The following is a 21421-nucleotide window of genomic DNA, read 5'->3' as shown; positions in this document are numbered from 1 at the left end:
GTCAGCTCGCCGTCCCCTCGGCCGGCGCGGCCCGTCCCACGGCCTCGGCGCGCAGCCGCACCCGGTCCGGCTTGCCGGGACCCACCAGCGGCAGCGTCTCGCGCAGTTCGATGTCGGTGGGCACGTGGTTCGCCGACAGCGCGGCGGTGACGTGCCGTTCCAGCACCGCGCGGTCGAGGGTCACGCCGTCGCGCGGCACCACGGCGGCGCAGATCCGCTCGACGCGCTGCTCGTCCTCGACGCCGAAGACCGCGGCGGCGGCCACGCCCGGGTGCTCCAGGAGCACGCGCTCGACCGCGCTCGGGTGGACCTTGATGCCCTTGACCTTGATGACGTCCGCGATCCGGCCGTGCAGGTGCAGCCGGCCCGCCTCGTCCAGGTGTCCGATGTCCCCGGTGTGCACCCAGCCGTCGCGCACCACACGCGCCGTCAGTTCGGGGTCGTTCCAGTAGCCGGCCATCTGCCACCGGCCGATCACGCACACCTCGCCGGCCTCGCCGACGGGCAGTTCCCGGCCGTCGGCGACGGAGCGGATGCTCACCCGCACGGCCTCCGGCGGGCGGCCGACGGTGGCGCGCAGCTCCGGGTCCAGGTGGTCCTGCGGCGTCAGCAGGCTGATCAGTCCGGTCTCGCTGGTGCCGTAGACCTGGAAGAGGACGGGGCCGAGCGCCTTCACCGCGTGGGCGAGCCTCTCGGGCGCCGCGGGGCTGCCGGTGTAGAACACCTCGCGCAGGCTCGTCAGGTCCGTGGTCGCCGTGTCGGGGTGTTCGGCCAGCGCGTTCACCTGCGGCGAGCCGAGCACGAGGCGGGTGATCCCGTGGCGGGGGACGGCGCGCAGCACCTCGCCGGCGTCGAAGCCGTGGTGCAGCACGACGACGCCGCCGGCGACGATCGTGTCGTCCGCGGTGGCACCGCTGGAGTGGGTGAGGGGCGCGGTGACCAGGCAGCGGGCGCGGTCGCCGCGGACCGCGGAGGTCGCGACCATCTCGTTCTTGACCGCGTAGGGCCAGCTGACGCCCTTGGGTCTGCCCGTGGAGCCGCTGGTGTAGGTCACGACGGCGATCGTGCCCTGCTCGGCGGTGGCGAGGTCGACGTCGCCGGGGGCCGACAGGTCGATCGCGCCGGGGAGGGCGTCACCGCCGCCGAGCACCGCGACCGGCGGACGCTCGGGCAGCGAGGCGCACAGCTCCAGTGCCCGCGCGATGTTGTCCCGGTCGATGGCGAGCACGGCCGGCTCGACGTCGGTGAGGATGTCGAGCTGCGCCTCGGCGGACAGCTCGTCGGAGGGGTCGACCGCGTTGACGCCGCGGATGTGCACCGCGGTGGCGCCCACCAGGTTCGCCGCGTAGCGCAGTATCAGGGTCGCGGGCGTGTTCGGGTTCGTCAGTACGGCGACCGCGCTGCCGGGGCCGACGCCGTGCTCGCGCATGCGGGCCGCGGCGGAGAGGACGGAGTCCGCCAGCTCGCGGGCGGTGGTCGGCGTGTCCCGGTGGACGAGGGGGACGGCACCGGGGTCGGCGCTCAGTTTCGCGAGGATCTGGCGCACGTAGTGCTCATGGCCTTGCACGTACGTTCTCCAATGCGACTCGGTGGTCAACAGGCACGTTCGGGCATGGCGTGTCGGCATGTCCGGGCCGGGTGCAGGGATCTTCCGGCGGAGTGCATCGACCTGCGCCCTGATCCCGACCACCGTAGGTTCCGGCCGGGCGGGCCGACATCCCTCGGGCTGGTAGCCCGGCGGAGCCGCCGTGCGGTCACGGTCGACGGCTGTCAGGGGGTGCTCAGGCACAGGGTCTGCCCGGTGAGGGGGTCGGCGGCGGTCCCGGCGAGCATCACGGCGGTCCGGGCCGCCCGCGCGGAGAACTCGGCCGCGGTGGGGGTCCGGCCCGCCCGGGTGCCGAGCTGGTCGACGGGGAGGGCCGCGGCGAGGAGATGGGCCGTGATGCCCAGCGGCGCCAGTTCGAGCGCCAGGGTCCGGGTGAGGCCCTCGAGCGCGGTGCGGACGGTGGCGTTCTCGCTCTCGGCGCCCGCGGCGTCCGCGACCGTGATGATCCGGCCGCCACCGTTCTTGATCATGGGGTCGAGCACGGCCCGGCAGGCCAGGAAGAGCGCGCGCAGCGGTACGGCGGTCGTGTCGGTCCACTGCCGCGCGGAGAGCGCGTGCGGTCGCCCGGGGCCGGCCACGGGGACGACGGTGAGCAGGATCGACGGATCGCCGAGGCCGGTGCACACCTGTCCGATCGCGGCGTCGGCCGACTCCTCGTCGGTCCAGTCGGCGCGTACCGCCGACACCCGGCGGCCCAGGTCCTCGACCCGGGCCGCCGCGGCCTCGTGGGCTGATCCGTCGGCGTCGAGCAGTGCCACGTCGAACCCGTCCGCGGCGAGCGCGAGCGCCGCGGCGGCCATGGTGTCGGTACCGGCTCCGGCGATGATCGCCACGTGCGACATCTCCCCACCTCTCATCCGGCGCGGGCCGATTCGCCCGCGTGCGCCAGAGGCTAGGGCGGTCCGGGCCCGGCCGGCATCGGTCGGGTTGGTAGTCGTCGAGCGGGTCGGCGAGTGGGTCGGCGGGTCGGCCCGCTCGCCCGGGGCAGGACCGCGGGGCCCGGGCAGGACCGCGGCGCCGGGGGCTCGACGATCCCGGCGGCCCGCGCGGGAGGCGCCCCGCCGGGGTGGATCCGGGCGGGGCGGCCGGTCGTGGCCGGGCGGCCCGTGCTGCCACCGGGTGCGGTCCGTGCTCTGCCGCGGGCCGCCGGGCGGCGGCCCGACGCCCTCGCCCCACCGAGGGTCGGACGTCTCGCGCCGCTCCGGGAGCCGGCCCCGGCACGGGTGAGCGGTACACGGTGGCGGCCCGGCCGCCCCGGGGCCGGGAGGCGGTCCCGCGCAGCGGTTCGAGGCGGTCGGCGAACAGGCCTCCGTGCTCGTCGGGTTCGTACCCGGACGGCTTTGGCTCGGACGGCTCGGGGAACGCCGCCCGGGCCCACGGTGATCTCGGCGCCGCCGCCGGAGATCGGGTCCACGGCGGCGGAGGCCTCACACCCGTACCGGATCGGGCCCCCGTCGGCGTCGTCGCGCTCGTGAGCTCGACGCGTGGGGCGGTCAGGGTTGTGCGTGGGGCGGTCAGGACGATCGCGGCGGGCACGGCGGCGCGCACGACGCCGGAGACCCGCCTGCCGGCGGGCACGACGTCACCGGTCACCCGATCCGGGGTGAGGCCCGTGAGGCCGATCGGTCCAGGCGGCCTGCGGACACCCCGTCAGGAGCCCGAGCCGGTGGCAGGCCGCTCCCCCGGCGCGGGGTGCCGGGCGGATCAGCTCCGCCAGGAGCGCGGCCACCTCCATCGCCTGACGGTCGTTCAGACGGGGGTCGCACGCGCTCTCGTAACGGTGCGGCAGGTCCGCCTCGCCGACGCCCGCGCCCAGGCACTCGGTGACGTCGTCCCCGGTCAGTTCCAGATGGGCGCCGCCGGGGTGGGTGTCGAGCTGCCGGTGCACCTCGAAGTACCCGGTGAGTTCGTCGAGGACGTGGTCGACGTGCCGGGTCTTGTGGCCGGTCGGCGCGACGAAGGTGTTGCCGTGCATGGGGTCGCACTGCCAGACCACCTGGTGTCCCAGCGCGGTCACCTTCTCCACGATCGGCGGCAGCACGTCGCGCACCCGCCGGTGTCCCATCCGGCTCACCAGCGTCAGCCGGCCCGGCACTCCGTCCGGGTCCAGCCGCCGCACGTACTCGACGGCCTCCTCCGGCGTGGTCGTGGGGCCCAGTTTCACTCCGACGGGGTTGGCCAGCAGTTCGGCGAACCCGATGTGGGCGCCGTCGAGCCGGCGCGTCCGCTCCCCGATCCACAGGAAGTGTCCCGAGCCGCTGTAGGGCCGGCGCTCGCCGGGCGGCCCCGGCCGCAGCAGCGCGCGCTCGTAGTCGAGCACCAGCGCCTCGTGGCCGGTGAAGACCTCGCTGCCCGCCCGGCCCCGCAGGAAGTTCATCGCGACCGCCGAGGTGGCGTGGGCCCGGAGCATCCGGTCCGGGTCGGGCGCCCGCTCCGCCGGGGTCGCGGCGAGGCCGTTGACCATGTCACCGCGGTAGACGGGCAGCCCGTGGGCGTCCACCGCGGCGGAACGGGGCTTGGCGTACTGCCCCGCCATCCGGGCCAGCCGGACCACGGGCAGGCCGCCCGCGCGGGTGAGGACGGCGGCCATGCGGGCCAGCAGGTCGAGGTTCCCGCTCAGATGCGACTCGGTGGTGTCGGCGAAGGTCTCGGCGCAGTCCCCGCCCTGGAGGACGAAGGCCTCACCCCGCGCCACTTCGGCGAGCCGGGCCGTGAGGCGGTCGGCCTCGGCGGGCAGGACGAGCGGCGGCGCCGTACGCAGCACCGCGCGGACGGTCCGCACGTCCGCCGGATCCGGCCAGTCGGGCTGTTGCGCCGTGGGCCGGGTGAGCGCGGCCGCGAGCGGCAGCGGGGCCGGGCCGTCCTCCGGCGGACCCAGGTGCATCATCGGCGTCGCGGAGACACGGCGTCGTGCGGTGTCGCGGTCGTGAGTCCTGCGTGGCCGGAGCGGCCGGAGCGGCCGGAGCGGCTGGGGTGGCGGGCGCCCGGCGGCGGGAATCCGGCCGAGGCCCGTCCGGCAGGTGTCGCCGTCCGTTCCCACCGGACCGAAATCACTTCCCGTCCTTTTTCCGCCACTTCGACCGAAGCCATTTTATCCATATCGCCGACGCCCCCTCGGCCGCGCAATTCAGGTTCACGTTCGCCAAGAATTCCAAGATTCATTCCGGTCGACGAATGAATGGCTCCCATGCCCACCTCTCCGCACGACGGAAACCGGCCGCCGGATGCGATCACGACCCCGGCCGCAAGATTCACCCACACCCACTTCCCTCACAACCGCACGACCTGACAGTCCTGGACGCGAGCACCTGGATCATCGGATCGCCCCAGTTCACCTGCGTGCCCAGGTCGCACCTCGCGCAAACATTCGACAACCACGCACCCTGTCGAGCCCCTCGCGGGCCACAAGTCAAACAAGAGCCGGCAAAGAATCCGTCAACTTTCTCATGCCATAAGGTCGCCCTTTCGGGTCGAATTACCATCCCGAATAGCCGCCGTTGACAACCGCGAGAAGCCGCTCCTAGACTCGGCCGGGCATGTCGGAGTTCGAATGGCGTAGGCGGGGGTTTGCTTTGCAAAACAGCATGTTAGCCGATTGCGTCACTCCCCGTTCGACGGCATCCCCACTGAAATGCGCGGCATCGTCGTGCCGTAGCGCCCCCTTCGTCTCGTCGGCCCGGCGCTCCTGGCGCGACGGCCGGCTGGACGACGGCATCGGCATCGCCGAACAGGCGCTGCACGACGGATGCGGGACGGACAGTCCCTGCCGCGCGGAGGCCGCGTTCGTCCTGAGCCTCCTGCTCGCACAGGTACGGAGGACGGATCACGCACAGGCCGTGCTGGAGACCGTCGACCCCCTCGTCCAGGCGCACGGCGACGACCGGCTGACCGCCGTCGCGACACTCGCCCGGTCCGAGGTCGTCCTCACCACCGGTGCCTTCGGGAAGGCCGCCAAGCTCGCCACCGCCGGACTCGAGGAAGCCGAACGGTCCGGCCTCAAGGCCTGGACGCCGCTCGGACACTTCGTGCTGGCGCAGTGCGCACTGCGCCAGGGCCACCTGTCCACGGCCGTCCGCTACGCGCAGAAACTGAAGGAGGACACCGTCTTCCAGCGGGAGATGGTGCACGTCGGCCAGGCCGCCTGGGCCGTGATCCAGATCGCCGAGGCGCAGAAGGGCCGACGCAACGCCGTACCGCTGGGCGCCGAGCTGCTCGCCGCGGACGGGGTCGTGCGCCAGCTCTCGATCGCCGAACCCGCGGCGCTGCCCTGGCTCGTCCGGCTCATGATGAAGGGCGGCCGCAAGCAGCTGGCGCGACACGGCGTCCGCATCTGTCAGCAGCTGGCCTCCGAGAACCCCCACTTCCGTTCCCTGCAGGCGACCGCCGCCCACGCCGCCGGACTGTACGACGAGGACCTCGGCAAGCTCCGGCTCGCCGCCGAGTCGCACGTCGACCCCTGGGCGAAGGCGTCGGCCGACGAGGACATCGCCGTCATGCTCGCCCGCGGTGCCGACGACCGGGCCGCCCCGACGCGTGACCTCCAGCAGGCGCTGGACGCCTACACGCGGACCGGGGCGTGGCGCGACGCCTCGCGCGTCGAGTCCCAGCTGCACCACAGCGCCGCGGACGGCGGCGTGGTGGGGAGACATCAGCGCAGGCGGGAGATCCCGGAGCTGACCGACACCGAGTACGCCGTCGCGCACCTGGTCGCCCAGGGCTTCACCAACGGGCAGACCGCCGGCCAGCTCTTCCTGTCGCCGCACACCATCGCGTTCCACCTGCGGAAGATCTTCCGCAAGCTGGGTGTGGAGTCCCGCGTGCAACTGGCGAGCGCCTGGAACGAGCTGGGGATGCGCGAGCACACGACGGGCACCGTCGCGCCGGGCCGGCCCCGGCTGTGCTCCTAGCGTCCTGAGCCGGAAGTCCTCGGACGGACGGGCGGCCGTCGACCGGCTGCCGTGCGGCCGCCGGGTCCGGCACGGTGTGCGGGAGGCCGGCCTCCCGCACACCGTGCGGCTCGCGAGAACCACCCGGAGATCCTCGGCTCGGACCACCGGGGCGTGTCCGACCGTTCCCGCCGGGCGCGCGACGCCCGGCACGGCACCTCGACGCGTCGCCGGACCACCCGCGTACGTCCCGTGCGCGGGTGGTCCTCCGCCCCGTGACGCTCCCCCGCGGCCCGAACGGTGGGGGAGGCGCGCCCGGCACCGGACGCCGCACGCCGATCCGACGGCGCGCCGATCGGACGCGAAGGGCCGAGCACGCCCCGGCGCCCGACGTCGCGAGGCCCGCCTCCGGCCGGACGGCGGGAAGGTGACGACAGGGCCCGGCCGAAACGCCCCCGCCTGGGACCGACGGCGACGGCGCCCTGTGGAGCGGGGGTACGCGGCGCCTCGCACCGGGGGTCCCGGACAACGCCCTTCCCCCGCGGCCGGAGCGGACGGCCGGTGCCCCTGGTCCGGCGGCCGGTGCCACGGCCCGCCGGACGGCGGCCGGTGCCACGGTCGGGCGGACGACGGCAGGTGCCACGGTCGGGCGGGCCGACGGCGGCCGATGCCACGGTCGGGCGGGCACGTCGCCGGTGGGGCCTGCCGTGCCGCCCGTGCGCGCCCGGACCGCCCCCTGCTCAGGCCGGGGAGTTCTCCGGTGTGCGGGAGAGCGACCCGTGGCGCCGCAGGCCGGCGATGTCCGCGGCGGAGTAGCCCAGCTCGCGCAGCACCGGTTCGGTGTGCTCGCCGAGTGCCGGGACCGGCCCCATCGGCAGCTCCACTCCGTCGACGGTGAACGGCGGCAGCAGTCCGCGCACGGTGCCGCCGGGGGTCTCCACCGGACGCCAGCGCCGGCGCGCGGCCAGCTGCGGATGGTCCAGCACGTCGGCGACCTCGTTGACGCGGGCGCACGCGATGCCGATGGCGTCCAGGCGGGCCACCAGCAGGTCCGCGGCCGTCGCCGAGGTGTGCTCGGCGACCAGCGCGTCCACCTCGTCCCGGTGCCGCACCCGGGCCACGTTCGTCGCCCAGGCCGGGTCGGTCGCGAGGTCGGGCCGGCCCAGGAACTCCTCCGCGAGCCTCGCCCACTCCCGGTCGTTCTGCACGCCGATGACCACCTCCGCGCCGTCGGCCGTGGGAAACGCGTCGTAGGGCGCCACGCTGGGATGCGACAGGCCCATGCGGCCGGGCGAGATCCCGGTGCCCTGGGCATGGTGGATCTGGTACCCCATCCATTCGCTGGCCGCCTCCAGCATGGAGATCTCCAGCGCGGCGCCCTCACCGCTCACCCCTCGCCCCACCAGGGCTGCGAGGGTCGCGGAGAGGGCGTACATGCCCGCCGCGATGTCGGAGGCGGGGATGCCCGCCTTCGCCGGACGGTCCGCGGTCCCGGTCACCGAGACCAGGCCCGCCTCGCACTGGATGAGCATGTCGTAGGCCCGTTTGTCCCGGTAGGGGCCGGTGTTCCCGTACCCCGACATGTCGACGGTCACCAGTCGCGGGTGTCGGGCCCGCAGCCCCGCCGCCCCGAAGCCGAGGCGCGCGGCCGCGCCCGGGGCGAGGTTCTGCAGGAAGACGTCGGCGGTGGCGACGAGCTCGGCCAGGACCCGGCGCCCGCCGGGCGACTTCAGGTCGAGGGCGACCGATTCCTTGCCCCTGTTGAGCCAGACGAAATGGCTGGCCAGTCCGCCCACACTGGTGTCGTAACTGCGCGCGAAGTCCCCGCCGTCGGGGCGTTCCACCTTGATCACGCGGGCGCCGAGGTCGGCCATGTGGCGGGTGGCCAGCGGCGCCGCCACCGCCTGCTCGACGGCGACCACGGTGACGCCCGCGAGCGGCAGGGCGGCGCCCGCGGGCGGCTGGGTGCGGGGCATCCGGCGTCACCGCCCCTCGGGCGTGAGCGCCACCGGCAGGGAACTCATGCCGTGCAGGATGCTCGAGTAGATCCACTCCTCGGGACCGGTCTGCTCGGCCGAGGACACCAGGGTGCGCAGGGCGTCGAGCACCTCCTCCACCTCGATCCGCGCCAGGTTGTGCCCCAGGCAGATGTGGGAGCCGAAGGCGAACGTCAGATGCTTGTTCGGGCGGCGGTCCAGGGTGAAGCGGTCCGGGTCCGCGAACACCTCGGCGTCGCGGTTGACCGAGGGGGTCCACACGGTGACGATGTCGCCCTCCGCGATCGGCCGGCCGTTCACCTCGGTGTCGGCGGTGGCCGTCCGGCCGCTGTGCAGCGACGGGACGGTCCAGCGCAGCACCTCGTCGGCGGCGGTCGTGAGCCCGACCGCGCCGTCCTTGAGCGCTCGCCACTGCTCCGGGTGCTCGATCAGCGTCTTCAGACCGCTCGAGATCGCGTGCCGTCCGGTCTCGTCGCCGCCGATGATCAGCCCGTAGCAGTTGGCCATCAGGTCGCGGTCGCTGATCGGGCAGCCGTCGACGAGGGAGTTGGCCAGCAGGCTGATCACGTCGTCGCCGTCGGAGCCGCGCCGTGTCGCGGCCACGTCGGAGAAGTACAGCAGGAGTTCGCTCTTCGCCTGCCAGGTCGCCTCCGGGGAGGCGTCGGCCTCGTCGGAGCTCCAGGCGTGCGAGGTGCGCTCCAGCAGGTACTGGTGGTCGGACTCCGGGACGCCCAGGAGGGCGCAGATGGCGCCCAGCGGGATGCTCGCCGACACGTCGCGGACGAAGTCGCACTCGCCCTTCTCCAGGGCGACGGCGAGGAGGTCGTCGATGCTGCGGCGCAGGGCGTGGCGGATCCGGGCGAGCGTCTTCGGCGCGAACGCGGCGTTGAGGACGTTGCGCAACTGGGTGTGCTTGTGGCCGTCGGTGACCGCGAGCATGGAGCCGGCCGCCGGGTCGCCTCCGATCAGGAGGTTCTCCAGGGCGTTCCCGCGTTCGGTGGTGAAGTGCTCCTTGTCGCGGTAGACGGCCATCGCGTCGGCGTGGCGGCTGAGCACCCAGAAGCCCGGACGGTCCTCCCGCGGGGGCTGCCAGTGGAACGGCCGCTGCTCCCGCAGGTGACGCCACACCTCGGTGAGGTCCCGCTCGGCGTGCAGCCGGGGGTCGGCGAAGTCCAGGGAGTCGAGCTCATCGGGGCTGACGACGGGGCGGGTCATGATCCGGGCCCTTCCACGGCGGGGGTGGGAGAGCGGCGGCCTCCGCGCGCCGCCGGGCCGGTGGCCCGTCCCGGCGCGGATCACCGCCGCCCGCCCGCCACCGTAGGCTCGCGGCGGACGCCCCGGCATCCTCCACCCGGGTAGTGCGCACTCCCCCGCGAGGCCGCCGTACGGACGGTCCGCGCCCCGCCGCGGTGGTCCCCGGCCGGGTACTACCAGGTCGTGCGATGCGACGGCCGCGACCGGCTGCCTACGGTGGGGCGACACTCGATCACCTCGCCTGCGGACGCCCTGCGGAATTCTCCGGGACGGTCCGCGAGACGGCGCAGGACACGGACCCTCTCCACGGTGGACGGCCGAGGCTGCTCGGAGGGAACCCACCGTCGCGGGCGGGAGACAAGAGGAGAGCAGTCAGCATGGATCCCCGGCCCGCACCGACCTTCCCGGCCTGGCCACAGTTCGACGACAGCGAACGCGAGGCTCTCGAACGTGCGCTGGCGCAGGGCCAGTGGTGGCGCATGGGAGGCGGTGAAGTGACCGCCTTCGAGGAGGAGTTCGCCGAGTACCACGGTGCCCGGCACGCGCTGGCCGTCACCAACGGAACGCATGCGCTGGAACTCGCCCTGCAGGCCATGGGTGTCGGCCCGGGCGACGAGGTGATCGTCCCCGCGTTCACCTTCATCTCGTCCTCGCAGGCGGTGCAGCGGCTCGGCGCGGTCAGCGTGCCCGTGGACGTGGACCCCGGGACGTACTGCATCGACGTCGCCGCGGCGGCCGCGGCCGTCACCCCGCGCACCAAGGTGATCATGCCCGTGCACATGGCCGGACTGATGGCGGACATGGACGGGCTGGACAAGCTCGCCGCCGACGCCGGCGTGGCGCTGCTCCAGGACGCGGCGCACGCGCACGGGGCGCGGTGGCGTGGCCGCAGGGTCGGCGAACTGGGCTCGGTCGCCGCGTTCAGCTTCCAGAACGGCAAGCTGATGACCGCCGGCGAGGGCGGCGCCCTCCTCTTCCCCGACGAGGAGATGTACGAGAGGGCGTTCCTGCGGCACTCCTGCGGCCGTCCCCCCACCGACCGCCACTACCTGCACCGGGTGGCCGGCACCAACATGCGGCTCAACGAGTTCTCGGCCGCGGTGCTGCGCGCCCAGCTCGCCCGTCTGGACGGTCAGATCACGGTTCGTGAGGAGCGGTGGCCGGTGCTGTCCGCGCTGCTGGCCGGCATTCCCGGCGTCCAGCCGCAGGCCGACGACGACCGCACCGACCGCAACCCCCACTACATGGCCATGTTCCGGCTGCCCGGCTGGTCCGAGGAACGGCGCAACGCCCTGGTGGACCGGCTGGTGGAGGCGGGGCTCCCGGCGTTCGCGGCGTTCCGCGCGATCTACCGGACCGACGCCTTCTGGGAGGCCGGCGCCCCGGACGAGACGGTGGACGAGGTGGCCGCGCGGTGCCCGAACGCCGAGGCGATCAGCGCGGACTGCGTCTGGCTGCACCACCGGACGCTGCTCGGCTCCGTACCGGCGCTGACGGACGCCGCCGCCATCGTGGCCGAGCTGGTGCGCGCCGGATGACCGTACGCACGTTCCTGGTCGGACTCGGCTGGTCCGGCCGGGAGATCTGGCTCCCGCGGCTGTCGGCCCACGACGGCTACGACGTCGTGGCCGCCGCCGACCCCGATCCGGCGCGCCGGGCGGCTTTCACCGCCGCGACCGGACGCCCCGCGTTCGCGGACCCCGAGGCCTTCGACACCGGGCGGGCCGACCTCGCCGTCGTCGCCGTCCCCAACCACGCCCACGCCCCGGTGGCCCGGGACCTCCTGCTGCGCGGGCTGGCCACGTTCGTGGAGAAGCCGGTGTGTCTCTCCGCCGGCGAGGCCGCGGTCCTCGCCGACGCGGAACGGCGAGGGGGCGCGACCCTGCTGGCGGGCAGCGCCTCCCGGTACCGGGCCGACGTCGCCGAACTGGCCCGGCTGGTCCCCTCGCTCGGCCGGGTCCGCAACGTCGACCTGTCCTGGATCCGGGCCCGCGGGGTGCCACGGGCCGGAGGCTGGTTCACCCACCGCTCGCGGGCGGGCGGCGGTGTCCTGTTCGACCTGGGCTGGCACCTCCTCGACGTGCTCGACGCGGTCGTCGGCCCGCTGACGTTCGACCAGGTCGCGGCGGTCACGACGGACGACCACGTGAACGACGCAGCCTGGACGGCGGCCTGGCGCGACGACCCGCCGGCCCCGGGCGTCACCGCCGACGTCGAGGACACCGTGCGGGCCTTCCTGGTCGCCGGGGGCGGCCTGTCCGTCGGGCTGCGGGCCGGCTGGGCCTCGCCCGGCGCGACGCACGACGTCACCACGGTCCGGGTCGAGGGCACCGCCGGGACCGCGACCCTGCGCTGCACCTTCGGGTTCAGCCCCCGGCGCGTACCGCGGCCCGGGATCACCCTCGTGCGGGCGGGAGAGGCCGAGGACGTACGGGTGCCCGCGCAACCGGTCGGCGCCGAGTACGACCGTCAGCTCTCCACCCTGAGCTCACTGCTGTCCGCGCCCTCGTCCCGGGGCCGGGCGATCGAGGGTGCCCGCCGAATCGTCACGGTCGTCGAAGCGATCTACGCTGCCGCGGCCACGTCCCTGGTGCCGGCCGGGCCGGCCGAGTCCAAGGCAGGTGAGAGATGACGACCGTCGCGCCACGCAGCGCGGTGATCTTCGACCTCGACGGCGTCCTCGTCGACAGCCACGAGGTGATGGGAAGGGCCTTCACCGCCGCGTACGCCGAGGTGGTCGGTGACGGCCCCGCGCCGTTCGCGGAGTACCAGCGGTACCAGGGCCGGTACTTCCCGGAGATCATGCGCATCATGGGACTGCCCCTGGAGATGGAGGAGCCGTTCGTCCGCGAGAGCTACCGGCTGGCCGACCAGGTCCCGGTGGTCGACGGGATCGTGGACCTGCTGGGGACCCTGCGGGCCCGCGGGCTGGGGCTCGCCGTGGCCACCGGGAAGGCCGGGGTGCGGGCCCGCTCGCTGCTGGAGACCCTGGGCATCGCCGGGTTCTTCGACCATGTGATCGGGTCCGACGAGGTCGCGCGCCCCAAGCCGGCGCCGGACATCGTGCTGCGGGCCCTGCGGCTGCTCGACGTCCGGGCCGAGGAGACGATCATGGTGGGGGACGCTCCCGCGGACGTCCACAGCGCCCGGGGCGCGGGCGTCACCTCCGCCGGGGCGACCTGGGCGACGGTCGACGAGGGCGGTCTGCTGGACGCCGGGCCCGACCTGCTCCTGAAGTCTCCCGCGGATCTGCTGGCCTGGTGTCCCCCGGCTCCGGTCGGCGGCCTGGGATGAGCCCGTCCTCCGCGGCCGCCCGCTCCCGGGCGCCGGCGGCCTGGCTCGGCCTGGACATCGGCGGCACCAAGGTGGCCCTGCGCGCGGAGATACCGGGCGGGGAGGTCCGTGAGCGCGTCGCGCGCTGGCACGGCCGCGGTGTCGCCTCCGACCTGGCCCGGCTCGCCGCCGAGGTCCGCCTGCTGCACCGGGAGGTTCCGGGCGGGTTCGCCGCCGTGGGCATCGCGCTGCCCGCCACCGTCGGCCCGGACGACCGCGTGGTGGTCTGGCCGAGCCGGCCCGAGTGGATCGGCCTGGACGTCCGCGGCGCGATGGCCGAGCTGTTCCCGGACACACCGGTCGGCTGGGCCGACGACGGAGACCTGGCCGCGCTGGCGGAGGCGGAGGCGACCGGCTGCGCCGACGTGCTGTACGTCGGGATCGGGACCGGCGTCGGGGGCGGCCTCACCTCCGGGGCGGGCCCGCTCCCCGGCCTCGGCCGCGGCTCCTTCGAGTTCGGTCACGTGGTGACCGATCCGGACGGTCCGTCCTGCCGGTGCGGCCGGCGGGGCTGTCTGCAGTCCACCGCCTCCGGCCCGGCCACCCTGGCCCGGGCGAGCCGGCTGCGTGGCGCCGAGGTGACGTACCGGCGACTGCGGGAGGGCCTCGTGCACCGGGAGCCGTGGGCCGTGCAGGCCGTGGACCGCACCTGTCACCGGATCGCGCTCGCGGTCACCGGCGTCCGGGAGCTGATGCACCCCGCGCTGGTGGTCGTGGGCGGCGGATTCGCCGACGGGCTGCCCGGCTTCGTCGACACGGTGGCGCACCATGTGCACGCCCTGGCCCGGCCCGGCGTGCACGCGCCACCGGTGCGGGCGTCGTGCCGGGGCGGGCTCACGTCGCTGTACGGGGCCGTGGCCCTCGCCCGGGTCCTGGGGCGGGACCCGGCGCGCGCCACCGCCCTGGCGAGCCCGGCTCCACCCGGCTGAGCGGGACGGGCGCGCACGCAGGGTGACGGTGCGTCAGGTCCGGCTGTAACTCGGTACGGGCCCGGCTTCGACGGCCGGGCCCAGGGGGCCGGTGTCGATCTCGCTCCAGATGACGGCCAGTTCGAGCCGGGACTTGACCCCGACCTTCTGGAACACCTTGCGCAGGTGGAAGGCGACGGTGTGCCGGGACAGGAACAGCTGTTCCGCCGTCTCGCCGTTGGTCAGCCCCTGGGAGACCAGCTTCGCCACGGCGTACTCCGTGTCGGTCAGGCCCCGGACGCCGCTGCGCGGCCGGCACCTCTCCCGCGAGCGCGGGCTGGCGTTGATGCCCCGCAGCCGGCTCATGACCCGGGACGAGTCGCGCAGCGATCCCATCCGGGTGTAGGCGTGCATCGCGCGCTCGAAGTGCCCCGCCGCCTCCGGGGCCTCCTGCCGTCCTTCGCAGAGCCGGACGCCGATGTCCTCCAGCACCGAGGCGCGGGCCCACGGATCGGTGTGGGTCTCCGCGGCGCGCCGCAGCTTGTCGAGGTCGCCCTCCAGCAGCGCGGCGGCGTGCAGTGCGGCGGCGGCGACCGAGTCGACGTCCGGGTTCTCGGCCGCGAGCCGCTCGGCGAAGCGGACCCCCGTGCGGGCGGGGCCGGGCTCGCCGACCCGGAGCAGCAGCCGGACCAGCCAGGGCACCGCCGCGGGTTCCGCCACCAGCAGGCGGCGTGTGAACGTCTCGGACTCGAGCAGTTCCCGGGCGAGGGCCGCGGCCTTGTCGCGCCCCTTGCCCGCTTCGCTGAGCTGCACGACGGCCCACGCGGGCTGTCCGATCGGGAACATCTCCCGGCCGAACACCGCGCCCTCCTCGAGCTTGCCGCTGTAGTGCAGCGCGGCGGACATGTCGCCCCGGCGCAGGGCCGTCGTGGCCAGCACCAGGTTCCCGATCGGGGTCCAGGCGGTCTGGCCGGTCTCGTCCGCGAGCCGCAGACCCTGTTCGGCGAGGGCGGCCGCGGTCGCGTAGTCCCCGGCGGCCAGTGCCACCTTCGCCCCCACGAGCGTGGAACTCGCGACGAGTTGGGGGTCCTCCTGCACCTCCGGCGACGCGAGGAGCCGGCTCTGCAGGTCCGCCGCCTCCTCCACGTGGCGGATGCCCACCAGGAACAGGGTCAGCAGCAGACTCGCGTAGACGGAGCAGTACCTGCCGCAGCGGCCGCAGTCCGCCCCGACCGCCTCCTCGGCGAGGGTGATGGCTCCCCTGAGGCTGCCGTCCTGCCAGCGTCCGTGGGCGCGGGTCAGGATTTCGGCGGTGACGCAGTCGAGCACGACGCAGGCCGGCAGTGACGATTCCTCACCGGCATCCAGTTCGCGTGCTTGCTCGATCATAGAAACCCCCAATTCGACGGACTGTGCGGTGGGCCCGGCGCCAAGTCCTGACGCCGCGTCAAAACCGGCTGGACCGCGGCCCGTTCCTCGTGGGAAGATTCCGCGGAGTCACCGGTGAGGTGCGGTGCGCTCCGTGAAGGCGCACGTGTGGGTGTGGTGAATCGATTCGGCCGGCGGGCACGCGTCGGTGCGGCCCGGACGCCGGAGCGGGTGGCCGACCGGCGACGTCTCCTTCACGACCGCGCCCCGGTCAGCGTCCGGTGACCGCCCGGTCCGCGTCACCGTCACAGCGGCAGACCGCGCCGGACCTCACTGTCCGACGCGTCGGGGGCAGGGGCGTCTTCCCTGGCTTCTCGACGTCGCTTCCCCCCCCTTCGCTGGTGCCTACACCGGTCTCGTGCGCCGCCGTCAGGCTACGCCGCCCGCGGCGGCCCCAGCATCCCCCAGCCTGACAGTCGTGCCACGACCTTCCCCGTGGAGCCTTGACAACGCCACGCGGGCCGCCGGTAGCGTTCCGAAGCCGTTGCCCCCCGCATCACCTGTCGCGGTACGGAGGCCTCTGGACATGCCCGGCACACCTCATCCGTCCGCATCCCGCCCGGACACCCCCGGCGCCCCCGGCGCCCCGGACGCCGACGTCATCGTCGTCGGCCGGGGGCCGGTGGGCGCCGTGCTCGCCGCCCTGCTGGCCGACCGCCGCCACCGGGTGTGCGTCCTCGAGCGCCGGCCGGAGCCCTATCCGCTGCCCCGTGCGACGAGCTTCGACGGCGAGACCGCGCGCCTGCTCGCGGCCACCGGCATCGGCGACGGCCTGGCCGCGATCTCCGAGCCGGCGACCGGCTACCAGTGGCGTGACGCCCACGGCCGGCCCCTGCTCGACATCGTCTTCGGCCGCACCGGCCGGTACGGCTGGCCGGACGCCAGCACGATGCACCAGCCGGCGCTCGAAGAGCTGCTCGCGAAGCGGCTGGCGACGCTCCCGGACGTCGAGACGCACACCGGCCACCGCGTGGTGGACATCGCCCAGACGCCCTCGGGCGTCACCGCGACCGCGGTCCGCGAGGACGGCGCGACACGCACGTTCACCGCCCGGTGGCTGGTGGGCTGCGACGGCGCCAACAGCTTCGTGCGCGAACGCGTCGGCGTGTCCGTCACCGACCTCGGCTTCTCCTACGAGTGGCTGCTCTGCGACGTCCGGCTCCACACCCCCCGCGCGTTCGTCCCGACGAACGTGCAGCTGTGCGACCCGGCTCGCCCCACGACGATGGTCGGCAGCGGGCCGGGACGCCGCCGCTGGGAGTTCATGCGCCTGCCGGGCGAGAGCGCCGCGGAGCTGGACACCCCCGAGGCCGCCTGGCGCCTGCTCGCCCCGCACGGGGTCACCCCGGCGACGGCCACGCTGCTGCGCAGCACCACCTACCGGTTCCGCGCCCTGTGGGCCGACCGGTGGCGTTCGGGCCGGGTCTTCCTCGCCGGGGACGCCGCCCACCTGATGCCCCCGTTCGCCGGGCAGGGCATGTGCGCCGGCGTCCGGGACGTCGTCAACCTCGCCTGGAAGCTCGACCTGGTGCTGACGGACCGGGCGCCGGAGCGTCTGCTCGACACCTACACGCTCGAACGCCGCCCGCAGGCCAAGGCCTCGATCACCGCGTCGGTCAAGCTGGGCCGGGTGATCTGTGTGACCGACCCGGCGGCGGCGGCCGACCGGGACGCGGCGATCCTGGCCAACGGCGCCGGCCGTGGGCCGCAGGGCCCGCCGGCCGCCGAGCCGCTGACCCAGGGGCTGCTGCGGCCCGCCGGGCAGGGGTGCGGTGGTGCCGGTGAGGTCATGATCGCCGGCACGGTGGAGACCGACGGCGCGCGGGGCCGCTTCGACCAGCTCGTCGGCACCGGCTTCGTCCTGATCACCACGGAGGACCCGGCCGGGCTGAGCGAGGACCAGCGGGCGTTCCTGGCCGGTCTCGGAACACGCGTGGCACGTCTGGTGCCGCCCGGCTCACCGGCCGGGCCGGGTGAGGTGCGGGACGTCGACGGCGTCTACCACGCCTGTCTCGAACGGTTCGGTGCGGCGAGCGTCCTGGTCCGTCCCGACCACCACGTGTTCGGCACCGCCGGGCCGGGCGACGCCGCGGCCCTCGTCGACGAGCTGCGCGCGCAGCTGCGGGGCGCCCCGGTCGCACACGCTCGCTGACCGGGCCGGCGGCCGCGACCGGGGCCGCGGGCCGCCCCTGCCGGAAGGGGGCGTACCGGACGCCTGCCCGAGAGCCGTGCCGGTCGTGTCCACGCGCCGGTGACACCGCGGTGCCGGGCCGCGCGCCGGACGCCCGGTGCCGTCACCCTGCGGGACCGCGTACGGCGGACGCCCGGCGCGGTTCCACCGGCCGGGCGTCGTACGGGTCGAGCGCCGGGCTACCAGCGCACGGGCAGCCTGCCCACGCTCAGCACGGGGGTGCGGGCCCGCAGCGGGATGTCCTCCAGCGGCGCGTCCAGGGTCAGTTCCGGCAGCCCCCGCACGAGCGTCTCCAGCGCGGTGCCCAGCACGGCGCGTCCGAGGCGCTGACCGACGCAGGCGTGGGCGCCGTAGCCGAACGCGATGTGACCGGAGGCGTCCTGCCGGTCGAGGTCCAGCTGCGCGGGGCAGCCGAACTGGGCCGGGTCGCGGTTCGCCGCCGGCAGCGAGACGGTCACCGTGTCCCCCTCGCGGACCAGTTCGCCGTGCAGGTGGGTGTCCTGCAGTGCCGTGCGGAAGATCTGGTACTGGTTCACGGTGGTGTGGCGCAGCAGTTCCTCGACCGCCTGTTCGGTGCCCTTGCCCGATTCCGCCGCGGCGCGGAAGACCGCGAGCTGTTCGCCGTGGTGGAGCAGGGCGAGTGCCGCGGCCGCCACGGCTCCCTCGCAGGTGGCGAAGCCGGCGACGAACACCACCAGCAGCATGTTGGTGATCTCGCGGTCGGAGAGTCCCTCGACCGCCGTCAGCCGTCCCAGGACGTCGTCCCCGGGCGAGGTCCTGGCCCGCTCGACCAGGTCGCGGGTGAGGAAGAACGCCCGCTTCTCGGCGGCGAACTCGTCCTCCAGCGGGACGTCGTCGTCGTTGGCGGTGTCCGCCAGCGCGGCCAGGGTGGGGGCGTCCTCGTAGGGGACGCCGACGACCTCGCAGAGCACCCGCAGCACCAGCGGCCGGATGTAGGCGGGCAGCAGGTCGGCGGGCGAGCCCTGGGCGCGCAGGGCCTCCAGCTGCCCGGCCGCGATCTCCTCGACGCGCGGGGCGAGCGCGGCCATCCGGCGCGTGCCGAACTCGGCGGTGAGCATGCCGCGGTAGCGCGTGTGCTCGGGCGGGTCCATGTGGATGAACATGCCCGGGATGACGGGCATGGAGGGGAACGGCTCCCCCTTCTTCAGCATCGGGAAGTGCGCCGAGTGGAAGTTGTGGCTGAACGCGGGACTGCTCAGCACCTCCTTGGCCACCTCGAGCCCGGTGGCCAGCCAGCCGACGTGCCCGTCCGGGTAGAGCATCCGGGACAACGGCGCCGCCGCGGTCAGCACCGCCGGCGGGGCGAAGTGGTCGGTCCGGTCCACGAGTTGCTGGTAGGTGATGGGCGCTGCCATACGACATCCTCCTCAGGCCGGGCGGAACCGGCGGACCGAAGCGACGTTAGTGATCCCCGGACGCCCCGCCATCCCTCACCTTGACAGGCATCGCGGGAAGCGCTGTGGCGCCGGATCCGCGGCGGTTAGCCTCGCGGCCGTGGGACGGCTTCCGGTTCCACAGCGGCTCCCTGTCGAAGGAGTGCCAGTGAAGGCGATCGTCTACGCGTCGGTGGGAAACCGGGAGGTCCTCGAACTGGCCGACCGGCCGGTGCCGGAGCCCGGTCCCGGCGAGGTCCGGGTCCGGGTGGCGATCTCGGGGGTGAACGCCACCGACTGGAAGTGCCGCCGGTTCGGTCACGCCGACGGACGCCTGATGTACCCCGAGGTGACCCCCCATCACGACGGCAGCGGGGTGATCGAGGCCGTCGGCCCCGGTGTCGCCGCGGAGCGCGTGGGACAGCGGGTGTGGATGTGGGAGGCGGCGTGGCGGCGTCCGCGGGGCACCGCCGCCGAGTTCGTGGTGCTGCCGTCCCGTCAGGCGGTGGCACTGCCCCCGGGCGCCTCGCTGGAACTGGGCGCGAGCATCGGGCTGCCCGCGCTGGCGGCGCACCGGTGCCTGACCTCGGGCCGGCACGCGCCGGCCGGACTCGGGCCGGGCGCGCTGGCCGGGAGCACCGTGCTGGTGGCGGGCGGCGCGGGCGGCGTCGGCCACGCGGCGGTCCAGCTCGCGGCGTGGAGCGGCGCGACGGTGATCGCGACGGTCGGCAGCCCGGAGAAGGAGAAGCTGGCGCGCGCCGCGGGTGCCGGGCACGTGGTGCACCACCGGTCGGACGGCGCCGCGGCGGACGTCCGCGCGGTGGCGCCCGCGGGGGTGGACCTGATCGTCGAGGTGGCCCCGTCCGCGAACCTCGGCCTCGATCTCGAGGTGCTCGCCCCGGGCGGCACGGTCGCCGCCTACGGGACCGAGGGCGACGGCGAGGTGCGGCTGCCCACCCGGCTGCTGATGGGCCGGAACCTGCGCTACCAGTTCGTGCTGGCGCTGACGCTGTCGCCCGGGGAGAAGGACGCCGCCGTGGCGGACGTGACCGCGGCGGTCGCGGACGGGGCCCTGAGCGTGGGCGAGGACGCGGGGCTGCCGCTCCACCGCTACCCGCTCGACCGCACCGGCGACGCCCACGACGCGGTCGAGAACGGGGTGACCGGCAAGGTCCTGATCGGCCTCGGCTGAGAGGCGGCCCTCGCCGCCCGGGCGGTCGGGCGGTCGGGCGGTCGGGCGGTCGGCCACCGGGTCGGCGGAGCTGTCGGCCGCCGGGCCGCCGGTCGGCCGAGCTGTCGGCCGCCGGGACCCCGGGCCGCCGGTCGACGAAGCCGCCGGGCTGTCGGGCTGTCGGGCTGTCGGGCGGTGGAGCCGTCGGCCCGTCAGCTGTCCGGGCGCAGCCACCGGTCGACGCGCGACCGCAGCTCCGCCGGGAAGACGTCCTTCGGCAGCAGGCCGTGCACACCCTTCGGCGGTCCGTCGAGACCGACGTGCGGGGCGCCGCGCTGGTCGGCGTACTGGGTGACGCGGAAGCTCGCCGAGATGCTGCACAGCGCGTACGCCTCGGCGGCGCCGACGCCGGTCGCGGCACCGATCCAGCTGATCATGCCGCGGACGCAGTCGATCAGGGCGTCGTCGAGGTTGTCGGCGAAGCCGAGGCCGATCCAGTGGGTGTCGGTCTCGGCCAGCGGCCGGGTCAGTCCGACGTCACGGTGCAGGTCGTAGCGCATCCGCAGCTCCTCCGCGGTGGACTTGATCGCCGTCTGGTCCACGAGGCCGTCCCCCTGCAGGGCGTGCACGTCGCCCACCCAGATCCGGCCGCCGGGCTTGGCCACCGGCAGGAACAGGGACGAGCCGACGGTGAGTTCGCGCAGCGACAGGTTGCCGCCGTGGGCGCCGGCCGGAAGCGCGCTGACCGGGTCGTCGCCGGCCGGCTCGACCGCGACGATGCCGAGGAACGGCGCCAGGTCGAACGAGATGCCCCGCACGTAGTCGGCGCGGGTCCGGGTCTCGTCGAACCGGAAGTAGTGCGTGTACGGCTCGTCGAAGTCGTGCGGGAGCGCCCCCGCACCGGTGGGGAAGACGTTGCACCCCCAGTCGGCGAGCCGCAGCCGCACCAGCCGGCACTCGATCACGTCTCCGGGCCGGGAACCGGCCATTTCCACCGGCCCGATCAACTGGAAGGGACAGCCCGGGTACTGCTCCCGCAGACGTGCGCGCTCGGCGAACGACATGCCGAATTTCATCTCGTTCTGCCAGTTCGTCCAAGTATTCGGATAGTCGACCTCGTCACCGGATTCGATCGTGGCGGCGGGCGGCGCCTTCGGATCAAGGATTCCGGAACGCACCGTTTTGTGCGAGGATTCCACCGTATACGTCGTCATGCCGACTGAAGCTAGACAGCGAACCGCCCTCCCAGCAAG

15 protein-coding genes are annotated in these 21421 nt (G+C 74.5%); 7 read left to right on the top strand and 8 right to left on the bottom strand.

Features of this window, described 5'->3' with window-relative positions; translation table 11 throughout:
- Position 1: 1 nt before the first annotated feature.
- The 3 genes from ACZ5FU_RS30570 to ACZ5FU_RS30560 all read right to left on the bottom strand — a co-directional run bounded on the left by ACZ5FU_RS30570 (position 2) and on the right by ACZ5FU_RS30560 (position 4493).
- Positions 2 to 1567: a class I adenylate-forming enzyme family protein gene (locus tag ACZ5FU_RS30570; protein ID WP_451779232.1), complete on the bottom strand. Its 1566-nt coding sequence runs from the start codon at positions 1565 to 1567 to the stop codon at positions 2 to 4.
- A 203-nt stretch (positions 1568 to 1770) separates the two neighbouring features.
- A complete protein-coding gene (locus tag ACZ5FU_RS30565; protein WP_451779235.1) occupies positions 1771 to 2448 on the bottom strand; it encodes an SDR family NAD(P)-dependent oxidoreductase in 678 nt (225 codons plus the stop codon).
- A 740-nt stretch (positions 2449 to 3188) separates the two neighbouring features.
- On the bottom strand, positions 3189 to 4493 hold the full coding sequence (locus ACZ5FU_RS30560; RefSeq protein ID WP_468835006.1) for a 3-deoxy-7-phosphoheptulonate synthase class II: 1305 nt from the start codon (positions 4491 to 4493) through the stop codon (positions 3189 to 3191).
- A gap of 697 nt (positions 4494 to 5190) precedes the next feature.
- On the opposite strand from ACZ5FU_RS30560, the gene ACZ5FU_RS30555 reads away from it, so the two are divergent.
- Complete coding sequence (locus ACZ5FU_RS30555; protein ID WP_468835009.1) at positions 5191 to 6513, top strand: helix-turn-helix transcriptional regulator; 1323 nt, start codon at positions 5191 to 5193, stop codon at positions 6511 to 6513.
- 719 nt (positions 6514 to 7232) lie between these two features.
- On the opposite strand, the gene ACZ5FU_RS30550 is transcribed toward ACZ5FU_RS30555, so the two are convergent.
- Together ACZ5FU_RS30550 and ACZ5FU_RS30545 are read right to left on the bottom strand one after the other, a co-directional pair.
- Positions 7233 to 8468 (bottom strand): CaiB/BaiF CoA transferase family protein, encoded by a 1236-nt coding sequence (locus ACZ5FU_RS30550; protein ID WP_451525845.1) that lies wholly within the window; start codon positions 8466 to 8468, stop codon positions 7233 to 7235.
- A 6-nt stretch (positions 8469 to 8474) separates the two neighbouring features.
- Positions 8475 to 9704 (bottom strand): cytochrome P450, encoded by a 1230-nt coding sequence (locus ACZ5FU_RS30545; protein WP_451525844.1) that lies wholly within the window; start codon positions 9702 to 9704, stop codon positions 8475 to 8477.
- Positions 9705 to 10120: 416 nt separating this feature from the next.
- Here ACZ5FU_RS30545 and ACZ5FU_RS30540 point away from each other — a divergent pair, with 416 nt between their 5' ends.
- From ACZ5FU_RS30540 to ACZ5FU_RS30525, 4 genes are read left to right on the top strand one after another with little or no spacing between them, the layout of a single operon-like run.
- Entirely contained in the window at positions 10121 to 11281 is a 1161-nt protein-coding gene (locus ACZ5FU_RS30540) for a DegT/DnrJ/EryC1/StrS family aminotransferase (protein WP_451525843.1), read from the top strand.
- Complete coding sequence (locus tag ACZ5FU_RS30535) at positions 11278 to 12375, top strand: Gfo/Idh/MocA family protein (RefSeq protein WP_451779250.1); 1098 nt, start codon at positions 11278 to 11280, stop codon at positions 12373 to 12375. Before ACZ5FU_RS30540 ends, ACZ5FU_RS30535 begins: the two co-directional genes overlap by 4 nt.
- Entirely contained in the window at positions 12372 to 13037 is a 666-nt protein-coding gene (locus ACZ5FU_RS30530; RefSeq protein WP_468642155.1) for an HAD-IA family hydrolase, read from the top strand. Before ACZ5FU_RS30535 ends, ACZ5FU_RS30530 begins: the two co-directional genes overlap by 4 nt.
- Positions 13034 to 14005 (top strand): ROK family protein, encoded by a 972-nt coding sequence (locus tag ACZ5FU_RS30525; protein WP_451525840.1) that lies wholly within the window; start codon positions 13034 to 13036, stop codon positions 14003 to 14005. The genes ACZ5FU_RS30530 and ACZ5FU_RS30525 overlap by 4 nt, the downstream gene beginning before the upstream one ends.
- Positions 14006 to 14038: 33 nt before the next feature.
- On the opposite strand, the gene ACZ5FU_RS30520 is transcribed toward ACZ5FU_RS30525, so the two are convergent.
- Positions 14039 to 15373, bottom strand: a complete 1335-nt coding sequence (locus ACZ5FU_RS30520; protein WP_469047478.1) for a helix-turn-helix transcriptional regulator — start codon at positions 15371 to 15373, stop codon at positions 14039 to 14041.
- A 565-nt stretch (positions 15374 to 15938) separates the two neighbouring features.
- Between ACZ5FU_RS30520 and mhpA the strand changes: the two genes are divergently transcribed.
- Positions 15939 to 17564 carry a bifunctional 3-(3-hydroxy-phenyl)propionate/3-hydroxycinnamic acid hydroxylase MhpA gene (gene mhpA / locus ACZ5FU_RS30515; RefSeq protein ID WP_468835013.1) on the top strand — a complete coding sequence of 542 codons (1626 nt, stop codon included), beginning with the start codon at positions 15939 to 15941 and terminating at the stop codon, positions 17562 to 17564.
- Between the two features lie 218 nt (positions 17565 to 17782).
- Here mhpA and ACZ5FU_RS30510 read toward each other — a convergent pair whose 3' ends face one another.
- Positions 17783 to 18979: a cytochrome P450 gene (locus ACZ5FU_RS30510; RefSeq protein WP_451525837.1), complete on the bottom strand. Its 1197-nt coding sequence runs from the start codon at positions 18977 to 18979 to the stop codon at positions 17783 to 17785.
- Positions 18980 to 19166: 187 nt separating this feature from the next.
- Between ACZ5FU_RS30510 and ACZ5FU_RS30505 the strand changes: the two genes are divergently transcribed.
- Positions 19167 to 20189 carry an NADPH:quinone reductase gene (locus ACZ5FU_RS30505; RefSeq protein WP_451525836.1) on the top strand — a complete coding sequence of 341 codons (1023 nt, stop codon included), beginning with the start codon at positions 19167 to 19169 and terminating at the stop codon, positions 20187 to 20189.
- A 191-nt stretch (positions 20190 to 20380) separates the two neighbouring features.
- Here ACZ5FU_RS30505 and ACZ5FU_RS30500 read toward each other — a convergent pair whose 3' ends face one another.
- The gene (locus ACZ5FU_RS30500) at positions 20381 to 21382 is read right to left on the bottom strand and encodes an acetamidase/formamidase family protein (RefSeq protein ID WP_451525835.1); all 1002 of its coding nucleotides are present in this window, start codon (positions 21380 to 21382) and stop codon (positions 20381 to 20383) included.
- Positions 21383 to 21421: the final 39 nt, after the last annotated feature.

This window comes from Streptomyces sp. NPDC031554 (genome assembly GCF_055580685.1).
The sequence above is the reverse complement of the archived record's forward strand: the minus strand, read 5'-3'. Positions and strand labels throughout refer to the sequence as shown.